This window comes from Cohnella soli, from assembly GCF_042655525.1.
GTDB lineage: Bacteria > Bacillota > Bacilli > Paenibacillales > Paenibacillaceae > Cohnella > Cohnella soli.
In genome coordinates, this window is sequence record NZ_JBHSMI010000028.1 from 121,337 (window position 1) to 143,042 (window position 21,706).

At 48.4% G+C, this 21,706-nt stretch carries 16 protein-coding genes and 1 pseudogene; 14 read left to right on the plus strand and 3 right to left on the minus strand.

Going from position 1 to position 21,706, the window contains the following annotated elements; all coding sequences use genetic code 11:
* Positions 1-73: 73 nt before the first annotated feature.
* The 3 genes from ACFPOF_RS16840 to ACFPOF_RS16850 all read left to right on the plus strand — a co-directional run bounded on the left by ACFPOF_RS16840 (position 74) and on the right by ACFPOF_RS16850 (position 10,587).
* On the plus strand, positions 74-8,881 hold the full coding sequence (locus ACFPOF_RS16840) for a S8 family serine peptidase (RefSeq protein WP_378134683.1): 8,808 nt from the start codon (positions 74-76) through the stop codon (positions 8,879-8,881).
* 15 nt (positions 8,882-8,896) lie between these two features.
* The gene (locus ACFPOF_RS16845; protein ID WP_378134685.1) at positions 8,897-9,394 is read left to right on the plus strand and encodes a hypothetical protein; all 498 of its coding nucleotides are present in this window, start codon (positions 8,897-8,899) and stop codon (positions 9,392-9,394) included.
* Positions 9,395-9,972: 578 nt separating this feature from the next.
* On the plus strand, positions 9,973-10,587 hold the full coding sequence (locus ACFPOF_RS16850) for a helix-turn-helix domain-containing protein (RefSeq protein WP_378134687.1): 615 nt from the start codon (positions 9,973-9,975) through the stop codon (positions 10,585-10,587).
* A gap of 377 nt (positions 10,588-10,964) precedes the next feature.
* On the opposite strand, the gene ACFPOF_RS16855 is transcribed toward ACFPOF_RS16850, so the two are convergent.
* Positions 10,965-11,165 carry a helix-turn-helix domain-containing protein gene (locus tag ACFPOF_RS16855; protein WP_138754418.1) on the minus strand — a complete coding sequence of 67 codons (201 nt, stop codon included), beginning with the start codon at positions 11,163-11,165 and terminating at the stop codon, positions 10,965-10,967.
* 171 nt (positions 11,166-11,336) lie between these two features.
* Here ACFPOF_RS16855 and ACFPOF_RS16860 point away from each other — a divergent pair, with 171 nt between their 5' ends.
* The 10 genes and pseudogenes from ACFPOF_RS16860 to ACFPOF_RS16905 all read left to right on the plus strand — a co-directional run bounded on the left by ACFPOF_RS16860 (position 11,337) and on the right by ACFPOF_RS16905 (position 18,995).
* Entirely contained in the window at positions 11,337-12,113 is a 777-nt protein-coding gene (locus ACFPOF_RS16860; protein WP_378134689.1) for a recombinase family protein, read from the plus strand.
* Positions 12,114-12,234: 121 nt separating this feature from the next.
* Positions 12,235-13,473 (plus strand): IS110 family RNA-guided transposase, encoded by a 1,239-nt coding sequence (locus ACFPOF_RS16865; protein WP_378134691.1) that lies wholly within the window; start codon positions 12,235-12,237, stop codon positions 13,471-13,473.
* Between the two features lie 91 nt (positions 13,474-13,564).
* On the plus strand, positions 13,565-14,194 hold the full coding sequence (locus ACFPOF_RS16870) for a polymorphic toxin-type HINT domain-containing protein (RefSeq protein WP_378136009.1): 630 nt from the start codon (positions 13,565-13,567) through the stop codon (positions 14,192-14,194).
* A 12-nt stretch (positions 14,195-14,206) separates the two neighbouring features.
* Positions 14,207-14,773: a hypothetical protein gene (locus ACFPOF_RS16875; protein WP_378134693.1), complete on the plus strand. Its 567-nt coding sequence runs from the start codon at positions 14,207-14,209 to the stop codon at positions 14,771-14,773.
* Between the two features lie 250 nt (positions 14,774-15,023).
* Positions 15,024-15,437 carry a hypothetical protein gene (locus tag ACFPOF_RS16880; protein WP_378134695.1) on the plus strand — a complete coding sequence of 138 codons (414 nt, stop codon included), beginning with the start codon at positions 15,024-15,026 and terminating at the stop codon, positions 15,435-15,437.
* Between the two features lie 58 nt (positions 15,438-15,495).
* Positions 15,496-15,786 carry a hypothetical protein gene (locus tag ACFPOF_RS16885; RefSeq protein WP_378134697.1) on the plus strand — a complete coding sequence of 97 codons (291 nt, stop codon included), beginning with the start codon at positions 15,496-15,498 and terminating at the stop codon, positions 15,784-15,786.
* A gap of 398 nt (positions 15,787-16,184) precedes the next feature.
* Complete coding sequence (locus ACFPOF_RS16890; RefSeq protein ID WP_378134699.1) at positions 16,185-16,322, plus strand: hypothetical protein; 138 nt, start codon at positions 16,185-16,187, stop codon at positions 16,320-16,322.
* A gap of 530 nt (positions 16,323-16,852) precedes the next feature.
* Entirely contained in the window at positions 16,853-17,113 is a 261-nt protein-coding gene (locus ACFPOF_RS16895; RefSeq protein WP_378134701.1) for a hypothetical protein, read from the plus strand.
* A 4-nt stretch (positions 17,114-17,117) separates the two neighbouring features.
* A complete protein-coding gene (locus ACFPOF_RS16900; RefSeq protein ID WP_378134703.1) occupies positions 17,118-17,969 on the plus strand; it encodes a rolling circle replication-associated protein in 852 nt (283 codons plus the stop codon).
* Between the two features lie 232 nt (positions 17,970-18,201).
* Positions 18,202-18,995: pseudogene (locus ACFPOF_RS16905) on the plus strand (recombinase family protein).
* Between the two features lie 239 nt (positions 18,996-19,234).
* Here the strand turns inward: ACFPOF_RS16905 and ACFPOF_RS16910 are convergent.
* Positions 19,235-20,095 (minus strand): IS3 family transposase, encoded by an 861-nt coding sequence (locus tag ACFPOF_RS16910; protein WP_378136011.1) that lies wholly within the window; start codon positions 20,093-20,095, stop codon positions 19,235-19,237.
* 23 nt (positions 20,096-20,118) lie between these two features.
* Entirely contained in the window at positions 20,119-20,436 is a 318-nt protein-coding gene (locus ACFPOF_RS16915) for a hypothetical protein (protein WP_378136066.1), read from the minus strand.
* Between the two features lie 27 nt (positions 20,437-20,463).
* On the opposite strand from ACFPOF_RS16915, the gene ACFPOF_RS16920 reads away from it, so the two are divergent.
* Positions 20,464-21,705: an IS110 family RNA-guided transposase gene (locus ACFPOF_RS16920; protein ID WP_378136013.1), complete on the plus strand. Its 1,242-nt coding sequence runs from the start codon at positions 20,464-20,466 to the stop codon at positions 21,703-21,705.
* Position 21,706 lies beyond the last annotated feature (1 nt).

Genomic DNA, 21,706 nt, shown 5'->3' on the forward strand with positions numbered 1-21,706 from the left:
GTTAATAGATTAATTGATTCATAGATATACCAATAGCCGATTTTATCCATTACATTTTCCTTTGGAGGCCCTTATGCGCCGATTGATGCGATATGTGGCAGTGTTCAGCTTACTGACACTGCTTGCCAGCACCTTGCTTTCCGATTTTAGCGTGTACGCCGCGCAAAATGCACAGCAGCCAAAAGCCGCACCTCGCCACAAAACCGAACTGCTCGTCAAATACAAGAGCGGCGCGCAAAGCCAGACGATTAACAGCAAAGTGAAAACAAAGCTCAAGCTGGGGAAGCTTGAGTCCAAGCGTAAGTCGAAAAAGAACCGCATCGAAGTGCTGCAAGTCGGTGACGGAGACAACCTGGATCAGACGATCGCAGAACTCAAAAAAGACCCGAACGTGGAGTACGCACAACCCAACTATCAGCTAACGATCAGCGAAGCGCCGCAAGATGAGCGCTTTGCCGATCAGTGGGGCTTAGCGAATGTCGGGCAAACGGTAGGTTCGCAAGCCGGCACAGCCGGTGTCGATATCGATGCGAACACGGCATGGGGGCTGACGCTGGGCTCACCGTCCGTGCTCGTAGGTGTCTTGGATACGGGCATCGACATCACGCATCCGGATCTAGCAAACAATATCTATACCAATCCAAACGAAATTCCGGACAACGGCATCGACGACGATGGCAACGGCTATATCGACGACGTACACGGTTATGACTTCGCGAGCGGCGATGCCACCGTCTTTGACAGCGAGACAGATGACAAACATGGGACGCATGTCGCGGGTATTATTGCTGCCGAAGCAAACGACATCGGCGTAAGAGGTGTGGCGCCAGGCGTAAGTCTATTGCCGCTCAAATTTATCACTGGCGGCAGTGGCTATACGTCAGATGCGATCGAAGCGATCGAATATGCCCAAAGCATGGGCGTCTCGATTCTTAACGTCAGCTTCGGGGGACCAGACAACAACCCGGCGCTGCGCGACGCACTTGGCCAAAGCGGCATGCTCGTCGTTGCAGCCGCAGGAAACCAAGGCGGCAGCGTCGACACAACGCCGGTATATCCGGCTTCCTACACGCTTGCTAACTTAATTTCGGTTACCGCCGTCGACAACCAAGGCAAACTGGCGTCCTTCGCGGGTTATGGCAGCACGGTGGACGTCGCTGCACCAGGCGTTGGTATTGTGAGCACGTTACCTAACGAAAACTACGGCGCACTTAGCGGGACAAGCATGGCCGCGCCGTTTGTAACCGGCATTGCCGCATTGCTCAAAAGCAAATACCCAGACCTGACGAATGCGCAGATTCTCTCCCGTATTCAAGGTAATGTCACGTCTGCAGCAGCCCTTAAAGGTAAAGTTGCTTCGGGCGGTCTCGTCAGCGCATCAGCAGCGTTGACCGGACAAGCCGTTGTTACAACTCCGGATCCGCAAGAAACACCTGCACCGGACAAAGGGAGCACCAAGGGCGGCGGAATGGTCGTAACGCTTGCGGCGGACATCTCGGCGAATTTGTTAGAACAATTGCACTACGGTGAAGAGGGCGTGAACCTGTTTACCGGTAACTATAGTAAAACGGTGACTGACCTGAGTGTTTCTGCACCGGGCTTTATGGTCAACATGAGCCGAACATACAATTCCAAAGACGACCGTGCGACCAGTTCCATGGGGCGCGGCTGGACGTTTGGGTTTGAAGGCAACGTTAAGGACGACACGACCAACCCATCAGGGCTTAAAGTTGTGAAGCTGCCAAACGGCGGCGCACAAGTGTTTGTGAAAAATGCCAACGGAACGTATACCGCTAACGATTCGCACAGCACGCTCGTGAAGCTGGCGGACAATACGCATGTGCTGACGACAAAAGACCAATATACGTACGGCTTTAACGTCGCTGGCTTCTTAAGCTGGATGCAAGACCGTAACGGAAACCGGCTCACGATTGAAACAGATGCGCAAGGCAAAACACGTAAAATCACAGATACTGCGGGCCGTATCTATACGATGGGTTATAATGCCACGGGTTACATTACAACGGTCACTGACCCGATTGGCCGCGTAGTGACGTATGGCTACGACGCGCAAAATCGGCTGAGCACGGTTACCGATCCCAATGGCAAAGTGATCAGCAAGTACGGATACGACAGCTCGAACTATTTGACGAGTGTACAGGATGGTTCTAGCACGGTGCTGGAGAGCATCACGTACAACCACGCCGCAGGCGTAGATCAGCACAAAGTTACCACAGCCACAAATGCGACGGGTAATGTGCTCGTTTACACTTACGATGCTGCAAACCGTAAAACAACCGTCAAAGACGTGGCAGGACTGACCACGATCAAGTGGTACGACACGGCTGGGTATGTCATCAAAAGTCAAGACCCGGAAGGGAAAGTGACGCTAGCGGAATATTTCCTCGACGCCAACAGCTACAACAAATTTGGCGAAGAGAAAAGCATCACGGACCGCTATGGCAACAAAACGCAGTATGAACGCGATAACAACGGCAATATCACGAAGATCATCAATCCCAACAACAGCTTCCGCACGTACGAGTACGACAGCAACAATAACCTCGTCCTCGAGAAAGACGAGCTCGGCAAGCGCACCGAGTACATCTACGACTCGAACAAAATCAGACTGCTGAAAAAAGTACAGCCAACCAATGGCACGGACGTGTACAGCGAGACCGCGAACCCTGATTTGTTTGCCATCACGTCCTACCAATACGTCTCAGACGCGGATGCTACGAAACTTGGCTACAAAGCCAAAGGCTTGCTGCAAGCTGAAACCGATCCGGAAGGCGGCCTAACGCAGTACGGCTATGACGCCGACGGCAACAAGACTTCCATAACGGACCCGGCGGGTAATGAAACGACGTCGACATATAACGGCATTGGTTGGAAGACAAGCGACACATCACCGCTTGGATTTGTGACCACTTACGACTACGACAAAAACGGCAGACTCGTCCGTACCGTCGAAGAGGGCGGCGAGACGACGGTAAACGTATACGACAACTACGGCCGGGTTATCCAAACCGTTTCGCCGCTGGTGTACAACGCTGCAGACGATGGACTGAACGACGCATCACCGACCATTGTCTATCGGAAAACGAGTGTCGGCACCCGAATCGCTTACGAGGCGAATGGTCTCGTCAAGTCGAAAACGGACGCACTGGGTAATGTGACTGCGTTCACCTACGACGTCTACGGCAATGTCGCTTCGGAAACGAAGCCTAACGGCGCTGTCTATCTCTATCAGTTCGACGTGATGAATCGCCTGAAGAAAACGCAGTTCAAGACGGACGAAGCCGCAATCCCGGCGACGCTGGACACAACGGTTTACGTCGCGCTTGCTGATGGCAGGTTCCAAAAGAAACTAACCGTTTACGCCAGCGATACGAATACATCTACAACAACGTGGACGTACGATGCACTCGGCAGAGAAGAGAGCATTCTTCGCGCGGACGGCACGACGACGTCGACTGTGTACAACGTAAACGGCACCATCAAGTCCACGAAGGACGCGCGTGGAAACGCGACGTTATACCGTTACGATGGACTGAACCGCCTAACCGGAACGTGGACTCCGCTTGAAGGCGCTAAGTTTACGTACAAGGGCATTTCGTACGATCGCACTGGACGCAAAACAGGCGAGCAATTGGGCAAAGACGCGGTAAGCGCCATGGCTACGCCAAGCGTCGATCGCTTGATCACGACGCAGACGAGTTATACGATAAATGGACTCATTGCGCAGACACTAACGAGCGCAGGCGGTAAAACCACATTTGAATACGATGCATTAGGCCGTGTGACTCGGGAAGATGTGTATACGTCAAGCAGTGAAGCCATCACAACCGAATATACTTATGACTACCACGCAAAGCCGATTGAAGTGAAGAAACATGTGCGTAGCGGCGATCTCGCCGGGAATGACTTCACCGACGACAGCGATACGGTGCTTGTCTCGTCGTACACGTTCGACGCGGTAGGCAATGTCGTAAAAGAAGTGCGTCCGGACGGCGTTGTGAGCCAATCGACGTACGACCTGCTTGGTCGCGTACTTTCAACGACCACCGAGGGCATCGATGAAAAAGGGTTGCCGACGGAGCTAAAAACGTCCCAGACGTATGACAACATGGGGAACGTCCTCACAAGCACGGATGCGATTGGGAACTTGACGACTTCCACCTACGACAAACGTGGTCAACTGCTGACTCAAACGGATGCGCTCGGTGGTGTGACGGCTTACGCCTATGACCGTGCAGGCCGCAAAACGCTTGAAGTGTCGCCGCAAAGCTATGACGCTACCAAAGCGCTCATGGAAGTGAGCCGTACAGAATACATTTACGACAGCATGAACCGCGTACAAGCGGTGAAGACGTTCTTTACGGACAAAAAGCTGAACCCAACCACGTTTGCCTGGATCGATACGCCAACGGAGCGCGTCACGAAAGCGTACGCGTACGACGAGAACGGCAATATCATCAAAGAACTGGACGGCGAAGGGTATGCTGCAGGCACAGGTGCAAGCATCTCGGCACGCATTCAGTCGGGTTACAGCACTGAAATGACATACAATGCGGCAAACTTGCCTATAACGGTAAGAGATGCGGTATCCAAAGAACGCGGACTTAAATTTACAACGAAAACGCTCTATGACGGAGCGGGCCGCGCGATTGGCGTGATGAATGCCAACGGAAACGTGAATGGTACACGATATGACGATGCGGGTAACGTAACGGCACAGACCGTGCGCGTTTCTTTGAATGCGCCGGAGAAAGTGCTCAAGACTACGACCTATGACTTAGCCGGCCGCGCCATGAGCGAAACCGACGGAAACGGCAACACGACGAAGGTTACCTACAACGCCTTCTCTCAAGTGGCACGCAGCGAAGAGCCCGGCGATGCGTCGATGCCGGCGTACAGTGTGACGAACCAGTACGACCTCATGGGTCGCCTCCTCAAAGCCGAAGACGTTGAAGGCATGGTAACGCTATACACCTATGACCCGCAAGGGAAAACGCTGAGCCAAACGAACCAGCAAAAAGACGGTTCACAGGCGATTACCACTTCGACGACGTACGATAAGAACGGTCATGCACGCTTTGTGACGGATGGCAACGGCAATGTCACCGAATATGTATACGACGCTCTGGGTAGAGCCGTCGAGTCGAAAGTGAAAGTGACGAATGTGTCCGGCACCACATCTTCGCAATCGACGAAAACCGGCTACGACAAAAATGGTAACAAGCTGTGGGAAGAAAACTGGCTCGGTAACCGCACAACGTATACGTACGATGAGCGGAATCGTCTGGTGGCAACGACGGATGCAGCGGGTGTAGTCATCTTAAAAGCGGTCTACAACGCCAACGATGCGCAAGTTGCATCTTACGATGCACTCAACCGCGTAACGACGTTTACATTTGACCACAACAACCGGCTAGTGAGCCAAATCGATCCGGAAGGCCATGCGACTGCCCAGACGTATACGAATACGGGCTTGCAAGCCAGCCAAACGGATGGACAAGGCAATACAACGCGTTATGCCTATGACGAACGCGGGCAACTCACCTCCGTTACGAACGCACTTGGTGAAGTCACGTCGTATACGTATGACCTAAACGGCAACAAGCTGACGCAAAAAGACGGCAGAGGTTTTGTCACGTCATTCGAGTACAACACCGCGAACTTGTTATTGCGCCGAATCGATCATGGCGGACGTACAGGTAAACCAGGCAACTACCAGTACGATTCATCGAAAGTAGAAAGCTATGCGTATACGGCAAGCGGACAACTCAAAACCCAAGTCGACCGCAACGGCAACACGACAACGTTCCTCTACGATGCGCATAACCGCCTCATTTCGAAGTCGGTTGACGGCAGTGGGTTGGTGCTGAAGGACAACGCCATTTTCTATACGTACGATAACAACGGTAACCAACTCAGCATGAAGGATCCATCAGGTCTAACGACGCGTACGTACGATGAGTTGAATCGTGTAACGACGAAATCAACCCTCGGCCTAGGCACAACGACGTTCCAACTGGATCAAACCGCGGGACTGACGGCAGGTTTTGTTGCGGAAGTGACGACCGATCCAAAGAACAACGTCACGACAAAATTGTACGACAAAACGAACCGGCTTGTGGAAGTAAGAGATGGCACAGCGCTACAAGCTTCTTATACGTATTACGTAGACGGAACACAGCAGCAAGTCACTTATGCGAGCGGAGCGAAAGAGCAGTACACGTACAACAAAAACAACAAGCTGACGAAGCTCGAGAACTACCAAGGCACGACTCTGCTTGATGTGTACACGTACGATTATGACAATGCGGATAATCAGAAGTGGAAAAACGAAACCGTAAACGGCGTCGTGAAAGGCAAAACCGACTATACGTACGATGCACTGAACCGGCTGCAAATGGTTCAAGAACCAAGCGGGAAGAAAACAGAGTATACGTTTGACCCCGCAGGCAATCGCTGGAATGAGAAGACAACGACAAACGGTAGCGTGTCGATGATCGCTTACACGTATAATGAGCAAAACCGTCTGCTGAACACCATTGAGGTCAAGTCTATCGGGGAAACCCAGCAAGTGAACTACGCGTACGACAACAACGGGAACTTGATCAACAAGTCCACAGAAGTACGTAAGAAGGTAGACCCGAGCAACTTGCCGACGCCAACGTTTGGACTGTTTATTTACGGCCAGACGAACCCGAACCCGCGCATTTCGGATGTGCTGGAAGGCGTAGCAGTGTACGAGTATGACGGCTTTAACCAACTGATGAAAGTCGCTACAGGGAACAGCGGTGCAACGTACCAGTACAACGGCGATGGCCTGCGCGTGAAGAAAACGACAAGCGAGGGCATTACGACGAACTACTTGTACGAGTACGACAAAGTGGTGCTGGAGACGGACGGCAAGAACAAGCAAACGGCACGTCACTTGTATGGACTCAATCTCATCTCGCGTACGATGGGGGCGGAAACCTACTTCTACTTGTACAACGGCCATGCAGATGTGACGGCATTGCTGACGCCAACAGGTGTAGTTGCTTCCTCTTACGTGTACGATGCATACGGAAACATTACGAATCAAGCCGGAACAGTGAAGAATCCGATCCGCTATGCGGGATATCAGTATGATGAAGAAAGCAAGCTATATTATTTGAACGCTCGTTACTACGATCCGAAGCTGGCGCGGTTCCTGACGGAGGATAGCTATAGGGGACAGGCGGATGATCCGCTGAGTCTCAACTTATACTCCTATGTACACAATGAACCGATCATGTATTGGGACCCAACGGGACACTACGTTGCTTCCGACAAAGAATATAACAGTGTTGCCCAAGCGCAAATTATTGCGCTGACGAATCAATACTATGCAGCCACTACGCCACAAGAGAAAGCTGCCATTTCTCAACAGGCGGAAGCTATTAGAAAAGATCCCGCGTCAAAACAGGCTGTGGTTTCGCCGTTGAACTTTCAAAGCGGTTCGATTTCGGCTGTATTATCAGCTGCAGCAGCGCAGGCAGCGGGGCCTAAAGGTACGTCCGGAATGACGTCAACACAATGGACTACGTTAATTAATAGTGTAGGCATTACAGCGACTCCGTCCAAAGCCACAAATAATGTGGTAATGTCGAGCCCCAGCATTACAGTGACACAAACTACAGTTGTGACGACAATTGGAAGAACGAATATTAGCACGAGTTCCACAGCGACGGTTGTGAATGGAGCGGTTGCTGCTGCATCTGCATCCGTTTCGAATAGCAATGATTTCAAATATAATCTATCTGCAAATGAACTAAATTTTGTTAAGGATGTCATTCTGACATCAACCGATTTAACGAAGAAAAAAACCTATTCGATGGCGGAAGCTATTTTTATCATGGATACGATGATACTACATGCGGCTGAGCCGGGCGGGTATGGAGAAATATCTGTGAGTGAATTAAAAGCGGTCAATAAAGATATCTTGGCTAACGGAAGAGCAGCAGACTTTATAGAGTTAGCGTATAAGACGAACTTCGTTGCCGGTATGTCAGTGAGTGAAGCCAACGCCTACTATGCGTATGAACACGATCCGATGATGGCTGCAAAAGCGTTGTTGGCACTGGGGATATCAAACATCATTGTCACTAAATCTTCTCCAATTGAAGTGAGAGGCAGAGAAATTAGACAAAGAACCAGCGTGGCTGACTGCAACTGTTTCGTCGCCGGTACTAAAGTGATGACAGACGAAGGGGAGAAGAATATCGAAGACATTCAAGTCGGAGATAAGGTTCTCTCTAAGGATGAAGAAACTGGTGAGGTAGCGTATAAAGAGGTTACAGCTACGTTCAACCACGAAACGGATGAGATTTACAAGATTCATGTGGGCGGTCAGATGATTGAATCAACCTTCAACCATCCATTCTACGTGAAGGATAAAGGATGGATATTCGTTAAAGACCTCAAGGTTGGAGACTTGCTTGTACAGAGTGATGGGAATACTCTAAAGATAGACAGTATTGAACTGTTGCACAAGCATGTCACGGTTTACAACATGACGGTAGATGAGTTCCATACGTATTTTGTTAGTGACCTTGGGATTTGGGTGCATAATACTGGAAAATGCAATGTTGAATTCAGCGATAAATTTAGCAAGCCTCAGTACAAAAATCAAGTGTCTGAGCGAGGATGGACTAACGATTCAATCGCTAACGCAATACAGAACCCTGTGAAGACTGGTACAACAACTAACAAATATACTGGGAACTCTGTCACGCTTTATTACGTTGATGATGTTCATTATGTAGCAGTAGATAACGGAACGGGAAAAGTAATACAGGTAGCCGACTTGAATAAAGCCGACTGGAAAATGGACTTAACAAAGTAGAGGAGAAGGAGATACATGGGAGACAATTTTGTAAATAACATTATTGTTGATTACACTTCATATTGCGGTGGGAAGTACAAGCACTATCCAACGCTATCAGAGTTACAAAGATTGGTTCAGGAGATTATTAAGTCAGAATTAACTTCTGACTATATAAAAATTACTCCATTTTATGTGAACTCGAAGTTAGACCAACAAGTTGAGTTTGATGACTATATGTTTTACATGGAGTGCAGAGAACAATATAACGAAACAGAATTAACTAATCATTTTAGTGCCTGTATTGGTAAAGAGTATAATGCTATGAACGATGAAGAAATAGAGAAAGTACACCTTCTGTTCCCGTTGTGTAAATATGATGATAAAGAGGCTTTCAAAAAGAGACTTGAAGAGTATTTAGGATATTTGGATGGATTACTTCCAAAGTTGTTGGACTATTGTAAACATACAATAGGTTTAACTGATGTTGATGTGGCATTTGGGTATTTTTGTTTCGAAATACATTCAGGTTAAATTCTCATTGACCTTGGGGGCTACAAATCCTCAAGGTCTTTCTTTTACCCCCACCCAGTGCCGAATGAATCGGGCGGCTGAGTCCAATCATGGTAACCCATGTAATACCAGTATAAGAACTTCTTTAATTCCTTGTACGCACATCCATGCTTGAGAAAGTATACCTAAATAAAGCAATGCAGTTACACGATTCAGGTCAATTATGGTCAGATACCACCATGATTGACCTGTTTTTTATTAGCTTCGTTATCTGCGGTTTTTCCAAAATCCATCGCAACTGTAGAATACCCTGTCACGATAGAAAGGGTGAGAAGGTAAGAAGACGCACCTTTTCAGATGGATAGCACGACAATTCTTAGTAGGGGCTGCAATCTTGAAGGATTTTGATGTTGTCCGCAACTGAACTGACCTATACAGCGATTGTTACTGCGAATAACGACAACTATTTTGACAGAGGGGGATAAAAGAACTCTGCTGACGAGCAGTTGACATAAAGAGGTAAGGCAACGTAAAGGTTAGCCGCCTTCCTCACATCATAGCCGCCGCAGGGCGGAACACTCAAGAGGAGGACAACGAAAGTGAAAGACCTATGGTTGAAAAAGAACAATCAAGCTGCCAATACGTACATGGATGAAGTAAGTCGAGCGAATCAGTTCACATCCCATCACAACGGTTACATCAAAGCACCAGTAAAGATTCTACGTTGCATTGGCTTGAGTGCCTTTGAGAAGCTGATTCTGATGGATTTAATCGCTTATATGAGCGATAAGACGTTGTGCTACCCTACCATTGAAATGATTGCACGTGATGTCGGATGTAGTTCCAAGTCGATAGAGCGGCATATCAAGGAACTAGAAGACAAGAAGATGATTCTAGTCAGTCAAGACCGAAAGAACAACACGTATTATCTGCCAAACTATCTACACTACCACCCGTATTTGCTGATGAGCGAGAAAACGCATGAGTTTATCGGCAGTGTGCGGAAGCAAGTCAATGAACGAGAGTTGACGCTATGGGTGCGAGGGATTGTAAAACGTGACGAGTTCAAGGCGTTTACCGCCCGATTGCAAAAGCTACATGAGTTCCGCTTCCCAACGGACAAGTTTGCTGAGAAAGAGATACTGGACAGCTATGCCCAGTTCTTGAGATTGGAATTAGCAAAGCGATTTCCGTCCGATGTGAACGTGCAATAATGGACTGTCTGTTATTTCAACCGACTTTGTGTCCTGATAACCGTCAACGAGTCTGTTGAAGGATACAAAACAGCCGTGGTAGACAAGTTGTCTTCGTTTTTGACAGATTGTCGGTTATCGTGGACGGATTGTCTGCAATGAGGACACAAAGTCTGTCGTAAACAGACTGGCAGTCTCACTAATAAGAATCATTAACAATACTCAATAAACAAGAATCAAGAGAAAAATCATTTGAATAAGAAACAGCAGACACGCCGTGGGCGGTCTGCATTTTCAGGGAGATTCTTGATTCTTGGAGGGTAAAGAGGGCGGACTTCACTTCTCTTTACATGAATAGATAGATATTCCGCTGTTGCCGCTGTGAGCGGTATGACAACTCAATCAATCTCTATTAGTTCTTCAATCCTGACGTTCAGGGTCTTACAGACGAGTTCCAATGTCTCTAAGTAGACCCTGTCAACATTGTCAGAACACAGATGGTTGATTGTGCTAGCTCGTAATCCTGTTAATCGTGCCAGTTCCCGTTGAGATATTCCTTTCTGCTCTAACAACTGGCGCAACTTTACTCGAATTGCCATGCTTATCCTCCTAACGAGTAACGCTTAACCGTACTGAATTAATGATGCAATTATATCACCGCACATGTGGAAAGTCATTGTGTGTTTCGGTTAAGCGGTATATAATGAAATTATTGATTCGGTTAAGCGTTACGATAATCTCGATTATCGTAACGGAGGGGGATATAAGGCATGAATGTCATCGGATACGTTCGAGTTTCAACAAGCGGACAAGCCAAAGACGGTTACAGTTTAGCTTACCAACAGGATGAAATCCGCTCCTATTGTCAGGAACAAGGATGGAACTTGCAGGACATCTTTACGGATGAAGGTATCAGTGGGGCAAAGGTGGATGAGGATGCTCTTGAAGTGGACAGAATCGGCTTTCAGAGCATGTTGTCAGCCCTAGCCACCCGAACCTATAACGCTGTTGTAGTCCTCAATACAAGCCGTTTATGGCGGTCTGACATCGTGAAGGTATTGGTTCATCGGGAGTTCAAGAAGTACGGCGTGGATGTGAAAAGCATTGAGCAGCCGACTTATTCCATCCACAAGAAAGACCCAAGCGATTTCCTTATCAACGGTCTCATGGAACTACTAGACCAGTATCAAAGGCTAGAAATCGCCCTCAAGCTAGGCAGAGGACGCAATAAGAAAGCCCAACAGGGCGGTTATGCAGGAGGTCGGGCGGCATTTGGTTACAAAGCCCGTAAAGGACACAAGGCAATAGAAGTGAATGATAGGCAAGCCCAAGCAGTCAAACGGCTCTTTGACATACGGGAACAGAACCCGAATTGGACGTTATCCGAGATTGCATTTCAACTGAATAAAGAAGGCTATACGACACAGCAAGGCAAGCAGTTCACCAAAGTACAAGTCAAACGGGTACTTGACCGCAGGGAGTTCTACGAAGGTCAGTATCAGTATGGTGGCATTACAGCAACAGGACTACATCAAGCCATTTTATAGCGTTTATAGAGGAAGAATAGACACGCTTACCCTTCAATGTACGCCTTCGGGTGAATACTAAACAGACGATGCGGCTATTCTTTTTCCCTAAACGCTATAAAGGCCAAGGGGGATACTCAAAATGAGACATCGTAAAGAGCAGTTTATCTATGTTGGCGTTGATTTACATAAGCGGACGCATACCGCAGTTGTCATCAACTGTTGGAATGAGAGGTTAGAGGTCATTGAGTTCGAGAACAAACCATCGGCTTTCCCTGCGGTGGTCAATAAGGTCAAGAAGCATGTTCAAGAAGGCATGACGGTTGTATTCGGGCTTGAGGATGTGGGCGGCTACGGGAGGTCGTTAGCCGTTTATCTAGTCGAGAATCATTTCCTTGTCAAAGAGGTCAATGCCGCTTTATCGAACTGGAAGCGTAAAAGCTATGCCATGACGGAGAAGCATGACAGTTGGGATGCGGAGAACATCGCCAAGCTGTTACTCGATGAACTGGACAGGTTGCCAAACGCCCACCCACAGGATGATTACTGGATTCTAAAACAGCTAGTCATGCGGCGTTACAGCTTACGAGATACGCTTGTCATGCTCAAGAATCAGCTTCACACGCAATTAAGCTACAACTATCCAAGCTACAGCAAGTTCTTCTGTGAAGTGGATGGACAAACGGCATTAGCCGTGTGGCATGAGTACCCTTCACCATATCTGTTGGAGGGCGTGACAGTCGAAGTATTGGCAGAGTTCTTACGGAAAAACAGCCGTAATGTGTGTTCCACTAAGAAAGCTACTCTAATCCTTGAGTCTGTTCAAGCTGACGGGAATACGAAGCGGAACGGGCAGGAGTATCGGGATTTCCTTGTACGAAGCCATGTAAACCAAATTCGTGACGTTCAACGTGAGATGAACGATGTGGAGGACAACATCCGTCACATCATGCAGAAGCTAGGCTTTAAGTTGAATACGTTCACTGGCATTGATGACGTTACCGCTTCGGCTATCATGGCTGAAATCGGAGACATAAGCCGTTTTACGAGTGCTGACAAGCTAGCTAAGTATGCAGGGCTTACACCAAGCCAAATGAGTAGCGGCGGCAGGGGTAAAGACCGCAACCAACGGCAAGGCAACCGAGCCTTAAACAAGATTTTATGGGGGCTAGCCGTGAGACAAGTGCATACCGCAAGAACTTCCAGTAAGCCGCTCAATCCAATATTCCGTGATTATTACGAGAAACGATTGTGCGAAGGTAAAAAGAAGAAACAGGCAATCATCTGCATTATGAGAAGGCTTGTCACCATTCTATATAGCATGTTGAAGAACAAAACCGAATACCGACTTGACGCTTTACCTGAACGGGCGGCAAGCTAATGATACAATGGTGGTAACTGAAACAGTTGCCACCTTCTTTATTCCCTGAATCAAAGTTCTAACTAACGAAGGGGAGAAGAATATTGAAGACATTCAAGTCGGAGATAGGGTTCTTTCTAAGGATGAAACGACTGGCGAGGTAACTTACAAAGAAGTTACGGCTACGTTCAACCATGAGACGGATGAGATTTACAAGATTCATGTGGGCGGTCAGACGATTGAATCGACCTTTAATCATCCGTTCTATGTGAAGGATAAAGGGTGGACGTTCGTTAAAGACCTCAAAGTCGGGGACTTGCTTGTTCAGAGTGATGGGAATACACTCAAGATAGAGAACATCGAACTGTTGCACAAGCTCGTTACTGTTTACAACATGACGGTAGATGAGTTCCATACGTACTTTGTCAGTGACCTTGGGATTTGGGTGCATAATACAAATCCATGTTGGAGTAAGATGAGTGCGGATGAATTAAAGAAGTTAGCACAAGCTGACCAAAAGGATATTAAACAAATTAAAGGGAATGCAAATGACGCTTGGGATTTCTTTAATGCACAGGTAGATAAGTCAACAATCAATGAAGTCAAGCCTGGAGTATTCGTTGGCAAAGACTCGAATGGTGTTACGTTTACTTATCGATCTGAATCGACATATGGTAATCAAGAACCCACAATTAATATTAATGGAATTAATGGTGTCAGAAAAATTAAGTTTACTGATTGAGAGGAATGAAATATGCTTACGAAACCTCTAAGTTATGGGGAAATGGAAATCATCAGAAGTCATTTTGGTGAAACATTCAAAAGTAACCAGCCCTTTGGTCAAATGTTTCAGCACGATGTTACTAGCAGACTACTGATCTATCCAACCGATGGGACATATTTAGATGAACAACAGTTTATAGCATTAATCGAATCAATTAAAGCAATAGGAGAATCAGGCTTTTATATTTCTGAGGTTGAGGCAGAACCAGACCCATTTGTTCTTCCGAATAACAATGAAATGTATCATCCTGCCCATTGGATTTGTGATTTTCCGATCACTATCGATGAATATCGAGATTTAACAATTGTCCTAGATAATGCGTTATTCTCGAAGAATGGAAAGTGGGGGATGCTCATTTCTAATGAGGGGCATGCTGTGCTAGGTGGTACTAATGAATTTATTAACCACTTTAAACGGCTATATCCTAGTTGGGTAAACTGTTTCACAGAGTTTGAAAAGATGTGTGAATACAACCGCAATAAATACAATACCAATATGCATTGGTACGATGATTTTGTAAAACATATATTTAATTGATTTTTTGTCTTGACCTTGAGGGCAGTAATCCTCAAGGTCTTCCTTTTATCCCCACCCAGTGCCGAATGAATCGGGCGGCCATGTCGTAACCCGCTTTATTTAATAATTCATAGCGACTTCTCTCGGAATCTGAACTCATATGATGCCAGTCGTCCGTATATCTCGTCGTGCTTGGGCGTGGTGAATCATTCAAAACTAAGAAGCACTTATTCGAAGGGAATTGACTTCTACTGAAACGAGGGGATGTCTAATGGCAAACAAATCAATAAGTGTACCAGCTGGTATTAAGACTTTTCTGGACGGACTTCCGAATGCAAGCAGCTACGTAGTTGATCTGATTAACCGAGATCGCGGAAGCGGCGACGCGAATCTGGAGAATTCGATTCGGAAGGTGTTAACTGAACTGCTCTCCGAGCTGAAGGGTCCTCCTATCCCTCCTGATCCACAATGGCACGTACTGGAATCACAAGCTTGCTTGGAACTAACGGTAGCCGCCGATGACCCGTCCGACCTCGTTGATCCCAATGTCCTTGCGGAGATTGACCGTCTGGCTGGGCGAGAGGGTTACTTGACTCGCGTTCGGATGGACGGCGTTATGACCTTTGGGCAGAACGAGCTGGCTAGAAGGAAGTTGTACTATGAGCGAAACGAGCCTATTTTCTAATCGTTAGCGAATGAACGAAGCCTGAGGATGTGAATTGGACATATGACGACCAGAAACCGTGCAAGCTGGGCTGCTCGACGGCTTCTTGAGTCTTTATTTGGGTATGGCGGTAAAATGGACGAGAGGGCGATTGCTGGAACCTGTAACCAAGGGCGGAGGAACGAGCGTGGGAGAATCCTTAAAGGTAGCGTTAAGTCGGAAGCTTATCCGCTTGGAAAATCGCGAGCGGAAGCCTGTGGTGTATGATCCTGCTGGAAGATCGGAGACGGATGTGCTCCGCTCGTTGCTAGAGAATGGGACGTGGGTTAGACCGGGGAATGATACCGGGAGCGACGGGAATGAGAAGTAACGAGGTGCTGAAAATTCCCGATAGAACTTTCCTATCGGATTCGTTACTACGATAAGCTTTTATAATATTGTGGTATATCTATACCGAGTAGCGAATGAATATACCGCCGATCGGCTACGCTATGGGCTGATTCTATGGAGAACGTGCCATGTGCTCCGATGTGGAGAATACAGGAGTCGGCTGTGCTGCTATGGGAAATCTGGTCTTCTCCAAGCGAGAAGAGACTGTAGGGAGTTGTGGTATACGACGTATAAAAGCGGTGGCGATATTCAGAAGTAGAACATGATTCTACACCTGAACATCCTGCTCTTCCCGAAGACCGAAGGTAAGAAGGCGGACGAAGCGAAGCGGAGTCTTTCGAGCGAAGCGAAGAATGGTTAAGCGGAACGAGGAAGAACGTGAAGCCGCCTGAATATCCGTGGGGAAGGTCTGCCCAATTAAGCCTGAGCCGCTTCGCGTATGGAAGCTTCAAGGAACTTGATGTGCTCTACTCCTCGCTATCGCTCGGAGAGGACTTCGCTTCGCTCGTCCTTTGAAGTCTTACGAGATGGTATCGAGGTAGCTGGATGAATGGGAATGCGCTGGAGATTCGCTGTTCTCTGGAATTGAATAGCTCTCACCTGCCCCCGATGGCGACTGGAGGACGCTACGCGTCGAAATGTCGCTGAAGGGGGTTCTTTGCGTACTGCCTGATTTATTGGAAGCGTCGTTGTCCCGGTTTCCCGATTCTGCCGGTTGAGCTTGGAGATGCGCTGGATGCTACCGGGTTTCCCAGACTTGGATGATACGATATGTGTCGTATAATCCGAATAATGATACGATTTCCATACATCACGCGTTTCGTTTTGGAGCCGCGATGACTGTATGCTTACGATAACCCCGCTGGTGACTGAATGGACGTTGATCGCCCTGAAGTCGCTGATGGGGTTTTCTCTATGTTTGGAGCTGCTCATGCCTATCCTACGTTGACCGAAGGAAAAAGTTTGTTCTCCATGAGCACAACGTGGAGTGGACTTAACACTGTCTGGTTCATTTATCGTATCTGAACAAGAAAGGTGGAAGAAGAATGTTGGACTACAATTCGAGTAACGAAAACGACGGCTGGGTGATTGCTGATATGGAGAAGACAATGGGCGGAGCGCTGCTGTATATCACCTTGACTTCGAAAGATGTCGAGATACTCCTACGACCGAAGACGACGATTGCCATTGCGAGATTGGCAAGATCAGAAGGATATAACACCCTATGGGACATGGACTGGCCGACTTTTGAAAACGGAATATTCGAACGAGTGTTTTGTTTTCGTGGAAAGCAGATAAGTGGGTGAGTCAATGAACAGCTATAACTGTCAGATGGTGAAGATCGGTAATTGTCTTCGTACGAAGCGCTACGGACGGACGATCTACGAGGGAGGGAAGAATCCACGGAGATCGAAAGTAGAACGGAGCGCGGAGATAGCGGAAATCATGGAAGACCCGTCGTTGTCGAAGCTAGAGAAGCTAATTCATACGGCGATTCTGGAGCCGTCGAATAAGGAAGAACGTGCCGGAAAACGTCCAGACCGAACGCCGAAGCCGGGACGACTGACGCTATCTGAGCGTGAACGCTTCTGTCATCTTATGGATCGGAACTTCAGCGAAGGCCATAAGTTCCTTACTCTGACCTACGAGAAGGAAGACGTATCGTTGGATGAATCGGCCAGAGACTTTGAGAACTGGGTGAAGCGGATGCGCGAGCGGTACGATGATTTTAAGTATCTCGCCGTCCGTTCCTTTCAGCAGCGCGGAACGCTTCACTATCACCTGCTCGCTGATCTCCCGACGATTCCGAGAGCGGAGTTGGCGGATGGGACGTTTAGCGCCATCTGGGGGCATGGAAGCGTCGATCTGAGGCGGATTTATTGCCTGCCGATGGAGGAACGTCGAAATCGCTTGAAGCAAGACCTGTTAAAGAATCTACGGAACTTTAAAGAGGACGAAAGATCGTATGGGAAACGGCTGTTCCTGCAAAGCAAGAACCTCATCGTGCCACCGACGATTAAAGGTGACTTCGACGAGCTGATGGAACGCTTGAAAGCGAATGGCTACGTCCCGAAGCTAATGGATTCCTATAGCTTCGAGACAGAGTTCTTAGGGACTATCCAGCTCGGGACATACTGGCTAACGAAGCAAGAAGCACTTTAATATAGTAAAGCATTAAAGTTGTTCGATAAGCCCTGAAACCGCTGTGGAATTACTGTTTAAATGTGCTGATGACTTTAAGCTTTAAATCGCACAATCTTAAATTCGATGCTTGAACTCCCCCATCTGCGCGTAATATGCTTGCCGCAGAGCAGTAATTACCAGTTATTAGGAGTATAAAGATGAGGCTCCGTTACGGTAATTTTAATTTACGTTGCGATGGGGTGAGGAAAACTTGAACGTAATTGGTTATATTCGCGTTTCGACACAAGGGCAAGCGAAGGAAGGCTATAGTCTCGCTTACCAGCGGGATGAGATTGAAGCGTACTGCAAGGAGCAGGGATGGAATCTCGTTCACGTCTATGAAGACGCTGGAATCAGCGGCGCGGAGGTGGACGAAGAAGCGCTCGAAGTCGAACGGGAAGGCTTCCGCGATATGCTCGAAGTGCTCACGGATGGCGGTGTAAGCTATGTGCTCGTGCTGAATACGAATCGCTTGTGGCGTAGTGACATCGTGAAAGTGCTCGTTCATCGCGAGTTGAAGCGCTACGGCGTGGACATCAAGAGCATCGAGCAACCGTCGTACAGCATCCACCGGAAAGACCCGAGCGATTTCCTGATTAACGGACTCATGGAACTGCTCGACCAGTATCAGCGGCTAGAGCTCGCCTTGAAGCTGGGGCGTGGAAGGATGAAGAAAGCCCAGCAAGGCGGCTATGCTGGTGGACGCGCCGCATTCGGCTATACGGCGAAGAAGGGACGGAAGGTGATCGAAGTAAACGCGCTTCAAGCGTCTGCTGTGAAACGGCTATTTGAAATACGAAATCGTAATCCAAGCATAACGCTGGCAGAGACGGCACGATGGCTGAACGCCGAAGGCTATACAACTCAACAAGGCAAGCGGTTCACGAAGGTGCAGATAAAGAGAATCCTTGATCGGAAAGAGCTTTATGAGGGCATGGTGTTTATGGGAGTGTGAAGGCTGTTGGGCTACACGAAGCGATTCTGTGTGGCGGCGACAGTGAGTGACGGAGATAGAGCAAGTAACCTAACAAGCCTTGTCGGGCTTACAGAGAATGAATGGATAGGCTTACCCTTCAATGCACATGCGTCGTATGACGGATGAATGCTAAACAGACGATGCTGGCATTCTTTTTCTATAAGCCCGATAAGACGAGGAGGAAACCAGGTGAAGCATAGGAAAGAACGGTTCTGGAGTTGTCAAGAAAAGTGCAGTTTGAAAACACACTCATGCAGAAATCCCGTTACTACGCGGCTTGAGACAGCATTCTTTCGCGATAAATAGCTGGGGGCCAGCCCCCTGGATTCGTGGTGTAGATCCGCCGCCTGTTGTAGTAGACCATGATGTATCTGAAGATGATCGATTTGATATGCGCCATCGGGTAGTGTTCAGTTTTGATTTTGTACAGCTTCTCTTTCTTTAGCGTAGCAAAGAAGCTTTCCATTCTTGCGTTGTCATAACAGCGCCCTGTGCCGCTCATGCTTTGAATGGCACTGCGTTTAGCTAGACACGCTCGGAATGCCTGGCTTGTGAATTGGCTGCCGCGATCGCTGTGATAAATCATGCCGCGCGCATTCCTTGCCTTGCACGCGTTCTCAAAAGCTTGGATACAGAGCTCCTTACGCATGTTGTCGTCCATGGCGAGGCCGACGATCTCTCCGTTGAAACAATCCAGTACCGCGGACAAATAGAGCTTGTCGTCTGAACAAGGGATTTCGGTGATATCCGATAGCCACTTTTGGTTCGGTGCCGAGGCACTGAAGTCTCTGTGGATCAGGTTCTCACTCTTTTGAGCTGCGGCATCCTCGCGGGTAATGCCGTTTGGACGACGCTTCGCTTTCTGCAGCAACCCGTGCTTCTTCATGAGGCGATAGACGGTGCTGTAGCTGGTGTGGATATCTATTTGCGACAGCGCCAGCAGCATACGCCGGGCACCGTAATTCCGATTGTCCTCATGTTCACTGATGATTGCTTTCATGTTGACCAGAAGCCGTTGCTGCCTCTCCTGCATGGGTGCAGGTCTCAGGCTACGGTAATAGCCCGACTCGCTGACCGCAAGTGCTTCGCACATCTCCTTGACGGTCCATCGATCCCGTCGTTCACGGATGTAGGCATAGAGCCGGCATGCCTTTACCGCTTCCGGTCTTTTGCGAAAAAACCGAGTGCGTCCTTGAGAATATCATTCGCGCGACGCAGCTCGCCTATTTCTCTTTCCAGTTCGATTTCCCGCGCCGTCTTATCGGCGGATGCATAAGCCCGTCCGCTCCCGATATGCGCACCATCGCCATGCAGGGTTCGTTGCTTTCTCCATCCTTGTAGGGTGTAGTAAGCTACGCCTAACTGCTCGGCAGCTTTTTGCAGTCCAATCTCATCGCTTAATCGTACGCTTCTTCTTTGAATGCTTTGTCGTACCGTTTCATTGTCTCCCGTCCCCTCGTTTGCTTTCATTTTATTTCATACGAGGGTGTTTTTCGACTGCATTTTTATCGTAGCACTCCATTCATTTATGTCGGTGTCGATTTACATAAACGAACGCATATGGCGGTTGTCATCAACTGCTGGAACGAGAAGCTTGCGGTCATTCCATTCGAGAACAAGCCCGCCGCTTTTCCTGCGATGGTGGAGCAAGTCGTCTGCCATGTCGGCGAAGGTCAAACGGTTGTGTTTGGTTTGGAAGATGTAGGCGGCTACGGGCGAGCGCTCGCTGCCTATCTCGTAGAGAACGGTTTTACGGTGAAGGAAGTCAATGCGGCTTTATCGAATTGGAAGCGTAAAAGCTACGCGATGACGGAGAAGCACGATAGCTGGGATGCGGAGAATATCGCCAAGCTGTTGCTCGACGAACTCGACAAATTGCCGACCTCCGCGCCGCAGGATGCCTACTGGATACTGAAACAACTAGTCATGCGACGGTACAACTTGAGGGATACACGTGTTGCACTCAAAAATCAGCTTCACACGCAATTGAGCTACAGCTATCCGAGCTATGGCAAGTTTTTCGTAGCGGTAGACGGGCAAACCGCGTTAGCATTTTGGAAACAGTATCCCTCACCACACTTGCTAGATGGATTAACGTTAGATGAATTGGCTGAGTTTCTACGAAAGGCTAGCCGGAACGTCTGCTCGACGAGAAAGGCGATGATGATTCTTGAGAGCGTTCAATCGGACGGGGATACCAAGCGCAAGCATCAGGAGTATCGCGATTTTCTGATCAAGAGCCACGTCAATCAAATCGAGGATGTTCAACGAGAAATGAGCGACGTAGACGCTCAAATTCGCGAACTGATGGAGCAACTGGGCTGTACGCTCAATTCCATGCCAGGTATTGATAGCGTGACCGCTTCCGCGATTGTTGCCGAGATTGGCGATATTGCGAGGTTCGGCCATGCTGACAAGTTGGCGAAGTATGCTGGATTGACGCCAAGTCAGATGAGCAGTGCCGGACGGGGTAAAGATCGCAATCAGCGGCAGGGCAATCGCGTACTGAACAAAATACTATGGGGACTAGCGGTCAGACAGGTGCATCTTGCCCGAACGTCCGAGAAGCCGCTCAATCCGTTGTTCAGAGCCTACTACGAGAAGCGGCTGAGTGAAGGGAAAAAGAAGAAACAGGTCGTTATATGTATCATGCGAAAGCTTGTGAACATCATCTACGGCATGTTGAAGAACAAGACAGAGTATCGGCTGGCTCCGCTTCCTGAGCGGACGGCGAGCTAAT